Source organism: Novipirellula sp., assembly GCF_041583735.1.
GTDB lineage: Bacteria > Planctomycetota > Planctomycetia > Pirellulales > Pirellulaceae > Novipirellula.
This window is the reverse complement of sequence record NZ_JBFHFD010000320.1, coordinates 1-9,393: the sequence shown is the minus strand read 5'-3', so window position 1 is coordinate 9,393 and position 9,393 is coordinate 1. Positions and strand designations below refer to the sequence as shown.

The 9,393-nt window shown below is 55.9% G+C and carries 4 protein-coding genes and 1 pseudogene; 4 read left to right on the top strand and 1 reads right to left on the bottom strand.

Annotated features, from left to right (window positions below; translation table 11 throughout):
- Positions 1–627 (bottom strand): annotated as a pseudogene (locus tag ABX962_RS21080) (Na+:solute symporter); the annotation flags it as partial.
- Positions 628–1,450: 823 nt separating this feature from the next.
- Between ABX962_RS21080 and ABX962_RS21075 the strand changes: the two are divergent.
- The 4 genes from ABX962_RS21075 to ABX962_RS21060 form a co-directional block, all read left to right on the top strand.
- The gene (locus tag ABX962_RS21075) at positions 1,451–2,839 is read left to right on the top strand and encodes a DUF1501 domain-containing protein (protein WP_372722028.1); all 1,389 of its coding nucleotides are present in this window, start codon (positions 1,451–1,453) and stop codon (positions 2,837–2,839) included.
- Positions 2,836–4,311, top strand: a complete 1,476-nt coding sequence (locus ABX962_RS21070) for a DUF1501 domain-containing protein (protein WP_372722026.1) — start codon at positions 2,836–2,838, stop codon at positions 4,309–4,311. Before ABX962_RS21075 ends, ABX962_RS21070 begins: the two co-directional genes overlap by 4 nt.
- Before the next feature lie 4 nt (positions 4,312–4,315).
- The gene (locus ABX962_RS21065; protein WP_372722024.1) at positions 4,316–5,731 is read left to right on the top strand and encodes a DUF1501 domain-containing protein; all 1,416 of its coding nucleotides are present in this window, start codon (positions 4,316–4,318) and stop codon (positions 5,729–5,731) included.
- A 21-nt stretch (positions 5,732–5,752) separates the two neighbouring features.
- Positions 5,753–9,393 (top strand): DUF1549 domain-containing protein (locus ABX962_RS21060; protein WP_372722022.1); only part of this gene is annotated, 3,641 nt, incomplete at its 3' end.

Sequence of the window (9,393 nt, the reverse complement as noted above, 5' to 3'; positions counted from 1 at the left end):
GTGAACCAGGATCGCGTGTCCGAGTAACAGCAGACCGAGCAAGATGAACGACATCTGAATCGCGTCGGTCCACGTGATCGTCCACATCCCGCCGAGCAGCGTGTAGCCCGTTCCGATCGTCGCCACCGCCACGATACCCCATTCTCGGGGAATCCCAAAAAACACATCTAGCAATTGGGCGAGAGCAAAAAACTGGGCAGCTACCCAGCCAAAATAGCTGGGTACGATGATCAGCGACGACATGACCTCGGCCGTTTTTCCAAACCGGCGGAAAAAGAAATCGGGAACGGTCAAAATTCCCATCCGCCACATCGGTGCGGCGACAAACAAACCGGCGAGCAGCAAACAGCCTGCGATCCCGATCGGATCGAGCATCGCTTTGCGAAGCCCCTCGTTGCCGACTTCGTCCGCGGTCGTCATCAGCGACTCGGCACCAAACCACGTCGCGATAATCGTGATCGTGGCCAGCGACGTGGGCAGTCGACGGCCTGCGAGTACAAAATCCTCAACGTTGCGGACGCGGCGTTGGGCGATAAAGCCAACCACGTACATGGCGATCAGATAAACGATCAAGGCCCCCAAAAACAGAGAGTACATCCCCGAGGGCAGCGCAGAGGATTCAGGCATAGGCGTAGGAAGGCAAAAGGATCCCGAGACCGGCTCAAATTTGTCGCGACATATTAGCGAAATCTTACTCCCTGCCGACCCCCAAAACACCAGAAAAACGCGAAAGATTCCGACCACGATCAGTCAACCGGCACGCCAGCGATTCTGGCAGGCCGCCTACCGCCTTTCTGGCCACCCAAGGCAGCGCTTTTAGGTTAACCCCGTATCCAACCGTGTGGTGCTGTCTCGGCAGGCCCATTGCCGCCCGAGGGGAGCAAAGACAGAGTTTTTACGAGCGGTCACCGAACATCTGCTGCCTCACAAGGAACGCTTTCCTTATAAGGCCGCGTGTGACGCCATTTTTCGTCACACCGAATTAAATGGAGTATTACGTCTTCACGAATTCACGATGAGACAAGCTAGCCATCCGAAAGGGATCTTAAAATTCGGGTCGCTTTCGTGCGAAACAAAACGGGTGTTTCAAGTCCGGTGTATCAATTCGTGTTCATCACCCAACAACGTTTGTGCAAGATGAGATGCATCGTCTGGACGAACTCGACAAGCGTCTCAAATACCCTTCGAAATCTCCGGCTAAGGACGTTCGGAACAATAATTGGCGGGTGGTGGTGGATGAGGCTCCGAATCCTGCAGCTTCATTCAGCCAAAAAGGACTCGTTGCCTCGTCCACTAGGGAAAATGCCGCCAGCGATTCATCCGACGGTGCTAAGAGAGTTTTCCGTCGTTTGCTACTTGGCCAGTCAGTTTCGTGTAGAATGCGGGTCCCGCCCGCCTGAACTCCCTCCCCAAAGCCTCGTTCGCAGCCCGCCTGTGTTGGTGATCAATCATGTTGAAGCCGCTCTATGGACTAGATCGTCGTGGTTTGTTGCGTGTCGCTGCCGCTGGAGTCGTAGGGGCATCGCTGCCGAGATTAAGTGCAACGGCGGCCGAGCCACTGCAGACCAAGCCGATTGGGTTCGGCAAGGCCAAGTCGGTGTTGATCGTGATGCTCAGCGGTGGTCCTAGCCAACTGGACATGCTGGACCCCAAGCCCGAAGGCCCGACGGAGGTTCGCGGCGAGTTCGCTCCGATCGCGACCACGATCCCAGGCGTCACCGTCTGTGAACACCTGCCAATTTTAGCCAAGCAAACCGATCGCTGGGCCATCGTCCGCACGTTGGCACATCGCGAACACAATCATTTGCTGGCGACCCACGTCGCACTGACCGGTCGACCGACACCGGTACCGCGTGGCGGATCGGATTTAGATCGTGTTGAAACTCGCAACGACTTTCCAAACTTTGCCGCCGCGTTGGATTTCATTCGGCCACGCGGCGATGGTCTGCCCTCAGGCGTCTCGCTGCCGAATTACTTTATCGAAGGTCCGCTGACATGGCCGGGGCAACATGCGGGATTTCTCGGTGCCAAACATGATCCCTGGCAAATCAATGGCGATCCAAACGAAAAGGATTTTCGGATCCAGGCGCTTTCGATGCGTGATGGGATCACCACGGATCGACTGCAATCACGGCGCCAACTTCTGGACAATCTCAACCGCGGACGTCGCAACTTAGCGGGACCGGAAACCGATTCCCTCCGCGATCAGCAAGACCTCGCCTATGGTTTGCTAACCTCGGGGAAGTTGACTCAAGCGTTTGAGATCAACCGCGAGTCCGACGAAACACGAGATCGCTACGGTCGCAACAAGTTCGGTCAATCGTTGTTACTGTCCAAACGCATGATCGAAGCTGGAGTGCCCGTCGTGCAAGCGGCAATGGGCATCGTGCAAACTTGGGATACACACGTTGACAATTGGGGGCGACTCAAGAACACGCTGTTGCCGCAGTTGGATCAAGGTCTCGCCGCGCTGACCGATGACTTAACCGCATCGGGACTGCTGGACGATACTTTGTTGATTGTGATGGGCGAATTCGGACGAACGCCCAAAATTTCAACACTCCCCGGCCAAACGATTCCCGGTCGCGATCACTGGGCACATGCTTACTCTGGATTGTTCGCCGGCGCGGGTGTCCGAGGCGGACAAGTGCTCGGCCAGACGGACGCCCAGGCAGCGTACCCCGTGACGAATTCCTGGTCACCGGCAGATATTTGCAGCACGATCTTCAACGCCTTGGGGGTCGACTCGGATGCTGCGCTGATGGATCCGCTGGACCGTCCCCATCATTTACTCAACGGCAGCGTGATCTCGAATCTCTACACAGGAGCATCCGCATGACCCCTAAGTCCACTCTAAATCCGTCGAGCACTTGTCAACACACCGGCTGGTCACGTCGTAGTGCGTTGCAAGCTGGTGCGATAGGGATTCTCGGGCTGGGCATGAACCATTTGACCGGACTGCGTCAGGCGTTTGCGGCGGATGGTGTTCAGCCGAGTGGGAAAGCCAAATCATGCATCTTCATTTTCTTGTCGGGCGGACTTTCGCAACACGACAGCTTTGACATGAAGCCGGAGGCGCCAGAGAACATTCGCGGCGAGTTTCGGCCACGGTCGACCAAGACACCCGGACTGCAGATCTGCGAGCATCTGCCGCAATTGGCTCAGCGCAGCCAAATGTGGTCGCTCTGCCGTTCCCTCACGCATAGCTCCAACGAACATTCCGCCGCCCATCACATCATGTTGACCGGGCGCTCCGAGTTGCCGACCGGGTTCAGTCCCAATCAGTCCAGTCGTACCGATCACCCTTCGAGCGCTGCAGGGGCCGGTCATGCGATGCGGTCGCGACAGCAACACAATTTGCCAACCGCCGCGGTGTTGCCTGAACGTTTGATCCACAGCAGTGGTCGCGTGATCCCTGGCCAACATGCAGGTTCGATGGGCCCCAGGCACGATCCTTGGATGATCCAAGCGTCGCCGTTTCATAATACATCCTATGGTGCGTTTCCCGAATATAAGTTTGACCACCAGGATCGCGGCAAACCCGACGAACGTTTGTTTCAAGCACCGCAACTTTCATTGCCCGACGGATTGGGAATGCACGCGATCAATGGGCGATTGGCGTTATTGGAATCATTGAATCGACAGCGTGAGACGCTCGCGGGTTTCGCTCAAGTCGAGAACTTTGATCGACTGCGGCAAGGTGCTGTGTCGTTGCTGACCGAGTCAGCGGTTCATCAGGCATTGGACGTGACCAATGCGGACACCAAGGACTTGGATCGCTATGGACGCAATTCTTTTGGTTGGTCGTTGCTGATGGCCCGACAATTGGTCAGTGCCGGCGTCAGTTTGGTGCAAGTGAATTTAGGAAATGACGAAACGTGGGATACACACGGCAACGCGTTTCCGCACCTGAAGAACAATCTATTTCCTCCGACCGACCAAGCTGTCTCGGCGCTGTTGGACGATTTGCAGTCGACGGGTGAATTGGACGAGACGTTGATAGTCATGGCCGGTGAATTTGGTCGCACGCCACAAATCACGTGGTTGAAAAAGCATTACAAACTGCCCGGTCGCGATCACTGGGGTGCCGTTCAATCGGTGCTTTTTGCGGGCGGTGGCATCCGAGGCGGCAACGTGGTCGGCAAGTCCGATGCGCAAGGCGCGTATCCGGCCGAGCAACCGGTGAAGCCCGAGAACTTTGCTGCCACGATTTATGATGCACTGGGAATCCCAGCCGCTGCGGCTTGGCACGATGCCGAGAATCGACCTCACCATATTTATCAGGGCGAACCCATCGCGGGGCTGAGTTAACAAGATGTCCTTCAAAAACACCAACCATTTGACGGGCTGTCACGCCTTTCGTCGATCCAATCGTCCGAGTCGCCGGCAAGTGCTGCAAGCGGGTGCGATCTCGGCACTCGGATTGGGTATGGGTGATTTGCAATCGCGATTGGCCCACGCCGAGCAGAGCGGGATTCAATTGCCGAGCAAACGAGCCAAGGCGTGCATTTTTCTGTTCATGTGGGGTGGGCCGAGCCAGCTCGATACGCTGGACATGAAGCCTGATGCACCGGCCGAGGTTCGTGGGACGTTCAACCCGACGTCCACCAAAGTGCCCGGCATCCAAATCTGTGAGCACTTTAGCCAACTTGCCACGATGACCGACAAGCTAGCGATCATTCGTTCGCTAACGCACGATGATCCCGCTCACTTGTCCAGTGGTCATGCGACGCTCACCGGGCAGCCCGCTCCGGTGCTCAAGAGCGATAAAGATCCCCCCAGTGCAAAGGACTCGCCGCATTTGGGTGCATTGGTGTCCAAATTGCGGCCGAGCGATAGCGGTTTGCCCTCGTTCGTGGCGATGCCTTGGAAAGCGTTTCATCCGGCCGCACCGGGCGGTGAAGCTCCTGGCCAACACGGTGGCTGGCTCGGCTCGGCCTACGATGGCATGTTGCTCGGCGGCGATTTGAACGATCCCAATTGGCATCCGCAAGGTTTGACGTTGCCAGCGGATATCGGTCTTCAGCGGTTGGAATCGCGTGTCGAGTTGTTGAAAATGCTGGACGGCCAACGAGCATCCCTGCATCGATCTCTCGGTGCTGCGAACTACGAAAATCATCAATCACGGGCGATCGAGATGATCGGTAGCAGCAGCGTCCGCTCGGCGTTTGATCTCGCTCAAGAAAGCGATGTCACCCGCGAGCGTTATGGACGAAACATTCACGGCCAAAGTGTGCTGATGGCGCGGCGACTGGTCGAGCATGGCGTGCCGTTGGTTTCCGTCAATTGGCACAACGATGGCAAGAACTTTTGGGATACGCATGGTGACAATTTCAATCGTTTGAAGAACGACTTGATACCACCGGCGGACCGAGCACTATCGGCGTTGCTGCAAGATTTGGAAGAACGTGGTTTGCTGGACGAGACCATTGTCGCGTGGGTTGGAGAGTTCGGACGCACGCCAAATATCACGAAAAACAACTCGGGACGCGAGCATTGGCCGTACTGCTATAGCGGCATTTTAGCCGGCGGCGGAATTCGGCCCGGCATGGTTTATGGTGCCAGCGATAAACATGCTGCCTATCCCGCGTCCAATCCTGTTTCACCCCAGGATTTTGCGACCACGATCCTGCACGCGATGGGGCTGCCGACCGACGCCTCCCTGCTGGATCGCGAACAACGCCCCCACCGAATTTCCTCCGGCAAAGTACTGCACGAGTTACTGACGTAACCATCCCCGAGAGTTGATCCTATGCGAAATCCAACCACTGCGATTTGTTTATCGAGCCTGTTGTGGGTGTGCGTCTCACTGCACGCCACCGCTCAAACAATCACCGCAGTTCAAACGCGGACCTACAAGCCGGGGCAAACCACACAGCTGACGATCCAAGGAACCGACTTAAACGATTCACTGCGGTTGGCATCGAGTGAAAAAAAACTCGGTTGGAAAATCGAAAAACTCGAACCCACGGCGGCCGTCGTCGCGATCACGTTACCCAGCGACTTCCAATTGGGACCGCACAGTATCTGGCTTACAACCGCCACCGGAGCGATCAAGCAACACACCCTGTTTGTCGACGATCTGGATGCAGTTCAAGACAGCGGCAAGAACCATACGACGCAAACGGCACAAGAAATCAGCACAAAAACGACCGTCGAAGGTGTTTGCGATGTATCGCTCAGTGATTTCTATCGCATTCACGTCAGCGCCGGGCAGCGAATCGCCGTTGAAGTGCATACTCAACAGCTGCGTTCCGCGATGGACCCGGTACTGCGGTTACTGGATGCCGAGGGAACGACATTGATCGATGCCGACGACACCTCGATTGGTCCCGATTGCCGATTCCGTTATCAATTCACAAATGCAGGCGACTACTGGATCGAAATTCGCGATAGTCGAAATGCGGCGGCTGGTGCAGTGTATCAATTACGAGTCGGCGACTTTCCCATCGTCAACCAGTGTTTTCCCCTCGCAGCTCGCAGTGGCGAGAAGACATCGATTGCCTTTACCGGACCCGACGGAAAACTCGTCGCGCCGCGAGAAATTGAGATTCCCGCCGATACGGATGGTGTCATCCAAGTCCAGGCAAAACTCGACGAGGGTCAATCTTCAAGTTGGCTGCCGCTGTATTGCAGCGAACATCCGCAGTTCGTTGAATCAGCAACACAGCAGACCCTGACGCTACCGATTGGGATTAGCGGTCGTTTGCAACAACCGCAAGAAGTCGACAGCTATCTTGTTCGCGGCGTCAAAGGGCAAGTCGTTCGCTTCTCAGCGAAAACTCGCAGTCTGGGCAGTCCCACCTTGTTGCAAATGCAATTGTTCAGCGCCGCAGGAGCGAAGATCGCAGAAACCACCGTCAGCGATGCTGACCACTGGAGCTTTGATGCCACACTACCCGGCGACGGTGACTATCGCTTGGACGTCAGCGATCTGCTCAAACGTGGTGGCGAGGAATTCAGTTATTGGATTGAAATCATTCCGGCGGGATCGTTCACAATTGCCCTCAAAGCGGATGCGGCGACTCGCCAGGAATTCAGTATCCAGTCTCAAAGCGGTGCCTGTGCAATCGACCTGCAAATTTCGCGGTTTGGTTACGATGGTGAAATCGATTTGGCCTTGTCCCAGCCGGAACAAGGTTTGCAAATTTTAAATCCACGGATCCCTGCCAAGGCGGAAACAGCGAGGATTTATTTAACCGCGAATGCAGAATGGAATCCGGCCCGCTTCGATGTGTTTCAGCTTGTGGCAACGTCGGTCAGTGACCCGGCGCAAAGCTGTCGCGTGAATAGCCACTCGCTTCGCCGCACCAAAGAACCGTTTGTGCTCGCACCGACGTCGCAAGATCGCGGTGAGCTTGCGTTGGCGGCGGCAACGAAAACGGAATCGCCGTTTGCCTTCGACCCTGCAACCCCCATTCAGTTCGCTCGTCCCGTTCGTTCACACACAGCCTCACTGACACTCAAACGGATTCAAGCCGAGTTCAAAGCGGGTGTCGAAGTGCTATCCACGTCGCTGCCTGGCGGATGGACCGTCACGACGAAGCCGGAAAAGGATACCTACACGTTATCATTCGCTCGCAATGAGCAAGTGGTCAACGAACCCGAGCATTTGCCGCTGTTAGTCTTTGGCGAGTTCAATGGACATGGACGCATTGAAGCCTACGAGATGCCGGTCCAATGGATCGACCCCGTCAGCGTCAGTTTGAACGTTCCTGAGCCAATCATTCGCGGTGGTTCGGCCCGCTGCAGCGTGCAATTGGTACGTCAGGGGAATGATCCACAGCCGGTCACGATCGCGTTAGAAAACCTTCCAGCGGGTATCACCGCCGCACCGTCAATCGTGATTGCGGGCGATCAAACACAGGCAGAATTTGAGTTCCAGATCGCCGCCGACGCGGCTCTCGATACGGCGCTAGAAATAACGCTCAGTGCAGCCAGCAAGTTTACCGGCCAGGACTTCACGGTCCGCTCGACACACACGCTGCCGACAATCATTGATAGTCCCCACAGTCTGGTGGTCTATCCCAAAGAAATTAAATTGAACGATGCTCGCGGTCGGCAACAGATTGCGGTCACTGGGATGAACGAACAGCAATCGCCGCGTGACTGGACGCGTCATTCGCGAATCACGTCGTCCAATCCCCAGGTTGCCGAAGTGCGAGACGGAACTGTCTATCCGATCGCCGATGGCGAAGCTGAGGTCACGGTCCAAGTCGGCAGTCAACGCCAAAAGATTCCGGTGCATGTCACCAACATGCAGTCGCCTCGCAGTATCGAGTTTGAATCGGAAGTCCTGGTAGCGCTATCCAAGCAAGGTTGCAATGCAGGTGCCTGTCACGGATCGCCCAGTGGCAAGGGCGGCTTCCGTCTGTCTTTGCGTGCGTTCGACAAACAGCTCGATGAACTGACATTGATCCGCGAGGACTTTGGGCGACGCATCAACCCGTTGGAAGCCGAGAAAAGTTTGCTGTTGCTCAAGCCGCTGATGAGCGTGGCTCACGGTGGTGGCAAACAGTTGCATAAGAACGATGCTGCCTACAGTCTATTGCGAGATTGGATCGCGGGTGGCGCGGCCGCGGATCCTGCGGACGTTTCGCGAGTCACGCAGCTCGAAGTTTATCCGAACCAGAAGCAGATTCTGACGCTCGTCGACGGCGGACAACAACTCGCGGTGACCGCGTTGTTTGCCGACGGCCGTCGTCGCGATGTCACACATCTTGTTGCTTACGAAACATCCGATACATCGGTTGCTAGTGTCGACGTCAATGGCTTGGTGACGCCGTATGGTCGCGGCGAAGTTGTGATCTTAGTGCGGTTTCTCGAACACATTGAATCCGTGCCGCTGATGTTTGTCGAGAAAACAGACGGATTCGAGTGGAAGTCGCCGCCACCGAACAGTTATGTCGACGAACTGGCAAGCGTCAAGCTAAAGCAGTTGCAATACTTGCCGTCACAAACGTGCAGCGATGACGAGTTCCTGCGGCGTGTGAGTTTGGATGTACTGGGGATTCTGCCGTCGATCGAGGAAACCAAGTCGTTCCTCGCGGATACTGGCGAAGACAAACGTCAACGACTTGTCGACTCACTGTTGGAGCGTGACGAGTTTGCCAAGTTTTGGGCACTCAAGTGGGGCGACTTGTTGAAAATGACCAGCAAGTTGGTCGGCGACGAGGGTGTTTACAAATACAATCGCTGGGTTGAGCAGTCGCTGCGTGACAACTTGCCCTACGACGAATTCGCCAAACAATTGCTGACCGCCAGCGGCAGCACTCTGGCGAACCCGCCTGCGACTTTCTATCGTACCTCGACTGACATGAACGAATGCGTGGAAACGATCTCGCAGGTGTTTTTGGGGGCAAGATTGCAGTGTGCAAAATGCCACAATCATCC